The organism is Trichococcus pasteurii, assembly GCF_900112935.1.
Taxonomy (GTDB): Bacteria; Bacillota; Bacilli; order Lactobacillales; family Aerococcaceae; genus Trichococcus; species Trichococcus pasteurii.
Window position 1 is genome coordinate 1 of record NZ_FONM01000044.1, and the last position, 2,381, is coordinate 2,381.

Annotated in this window: 2 protein-coding genes; both read left to right on the forward strand. The window is 46.2% G+C overall.

What is annotated here, in order from left to right:
• Window positions 1-30: 30 nt before the first annotated feature.
• On the forward strand, window positions 31-1,581 hold the full coding sequence (gene istA / locus BM184_RS15150) for an IS21 family transposase (RefSeq protein WP_256213181.1): 1,551 nt from the start codon (window positions 31-33) through the stop codon (window positions 1,579-1,581).
• A complete protein-coding gene (gene istB, locus BM184_RS15155) occupies window positions 1,578-2,345 on the forward strand; it encodes an IS21-like element helper ATPase IstB (RefSeq protein WP_086989428.1) in 768 nt (255 codons plus the stop codon). Before istA ends, istB begins: the two co-directional genes overlap by 4 nt.
• The last annotated feature ends 36 nt before the right edge of the window (window positions 2,346-2,381 follow it).

Consider the following 2,381-nt stretch of genomic DNA (forward strand, 5'->3'; position numbering starts at 1 on the left):
ATTGGAGGACGAAAGGTGAAGAAGAAGTTAATGTTATATTTGGAAATTCAACAGATGAAAGAGCGGGACTTTTCCATCCAACAAATCGCAAAGCAGTTGAAGGTATCCCGCACAACGGTTTATAACTACATGGAGAAGACACCGGAAGAAGCTTTCGAATGGGTCAATTCATTAGGTTCGAGGAAGAAGAAATTGGACCCATACAAGGATTGGATTGTTGCTTGGCTTCAAGAGTATCCGCATCTGAATGCGTCTCAGATACAGGATTGGCTGCTTGAGAAATTCCCCGACTTCACCGTTGGTGAAAGTACGATGCGGTTATATGTGAATCAAATACGCGAAGAATATCAGATAGCTAAAACTAAAGTTGTGAGGCAATACGAGGCGGTCGAAGAACAACCGATGGGAAAACAGGTACAAGTCGATTGGGGCGAAACGCGTCAAAAGACGCAGGATCAAAGAGAAATCAAATTATACTGCATTTGTTTCTTACTTTCCCATTCACGCTACCGCTATGTGGAATGGCAAAACCGCCCCTTTACGACTCGTGATGCCATTCGAAGCCATGAGAATGCCTTCGAATTCTTTGGTGGCATGCCGGAAGAAATCGTTTATGATCAGGACCACCTAATCACTGTGAGTGAGCACGCTGGAGACATGATCCTGACCGCTGAATTTCAAGCGTACAAACAGCAACGGAAGTTCAGAGTCCATTTATGCCGCAAAGCCGACCCCGAATCCAAAGGAAAAGTGGAGAGTACGGTAAAGTATGTGAAACGAAATTTCGCCGATAGCCGGATTTATACGACAATCGAGAACTGGAATGAGCGCTGTTTAGCCTGGTTGGAAAGAACGGGCAACCGAAGGGTTCATGGAACAACAAAAAAGAGACCGGTAGAAGTGTTTCTCCTCGAAAAGCAACACTTAAAACCAGTCTCTAAACTACTCTCAACCGAGAGTATCACCGGTTCAAGTATAACAAGAACGGTAAACAAGGACAATACGGTTTTTTATAAATCAAACCGTTATTCCGTACCACTAGGCACTTACAGACCGAAAGGCCTGAATACAGTGGCTATTGAAATCAAGGAAGATACGAACGATCAAAAACGGCTTATTATCAGAAAACAGCCCGATGGGGAAATTCTGGCGAACCATCCTCTGGAAACTTCAACTGGCAAACTGATCAAAAATAAAAACCATGGGCGCGATCGTTCGAAGGGCATTCAAAGCTATAAGGAAACCGTTGCGCAGCAGTTCAAAGATTTGGAGCTTGCCTCACGATACATTGATATCTTGATGGAGAAGTATCCGCGCTATAAAAGAGACCAACTGGCCGTTCTACAGAAAGCGGCCCTCGAATACCCCACTGTCATTGATGAGGCCCTACAGAAGTGTATGTCTGAACATCTGATGAGTGCGAATGACTTTACGGATGTGGCTAAATACTTGGCTGCCCCTCGGAAAGAGACTCCGCCTGTTCCACCCGTACAAGCAGTCCGATCGGATTGCGCTGATATCAACGTGGAGACGCATCCGATGAGTACCTATACGGAAATTCTGGGAGGTGCCGCCTCATGAATGATAGCATAGACGCGCTGCAAAGCCAGTTCAGACAGCTGCGCTTGGTGGAAACTGCGAGCGAGTTGCCTGAGCTTTTCCGTAAAGCCGAACAGGCCTCCTGGACCTACCGGGAACTGGTGCAGGAGATTGTGTGCTTCGAATTAAGGAAGCGCGAGGAAAAAAGTGTTCAGAAACGATTGAAATGGGCTAAGTTCCCGTACCACAAAACACTGACGGAATTCGACTTATCAGATCAGACTTCTCTGAGCAAACGGCAGCTTACCCAGCTCCAAGAGCTTACTTGGCTTGAGCAGCAGTATAATCTCATCTTTTTGGGTCCGAGCGGTGTGGGGAAAACGCACTTATCCATTGCCTTAGGCATGGAGGCCATCCAGAAGGGGTTTCAGGTGACGTTCGTGACAATGGGAGAACTACTCTCCCTTCTGAAAACTGAAGAATTCACGCGAAAAGCGCAGGTCCAGCTCAATCGGATCCGAGCGTCTGATTTAGTGATCATTGATGATTTGATGTATATGGCAATGGATCAAAGGGAAGCTACCCTGTTTTTTCATTTGATCAATCATCTATATGAACGGAGTTCAATCATCTTGACCTCCAATAAGAGCCCCGACCAATGGGGAGAATTATTGGGCGATGAGGGCGTCGCAATGGCTATCCTAGACCGTATTCTGCATCGAGCGGAGGTCGTTCACATGAATGAAGCCAGCTACCGTATGAAGCATCGCCAGAGCATGTTTGTGAGCGAAAGTGTTCAAAATTAATTGGCGTTAACTGTTCAATTCTACTTGACGCTGACA

Excerpts from the sequence above, each read along its gene's own strand:
- istA (WP_256213181.1), top strand. The coding sequence starts at position 31 with ATGTTATATTTGGAAATTCAACAGATGAAAGAGCGGGACTTTTCCATC.
- istB (WP_086989428.1), top strand. The coding sequence starts at position 1,578 with ATGAATGATAGCATAGACGCGCTGCAAAGCCAGTTCAGACAGCTGCGC.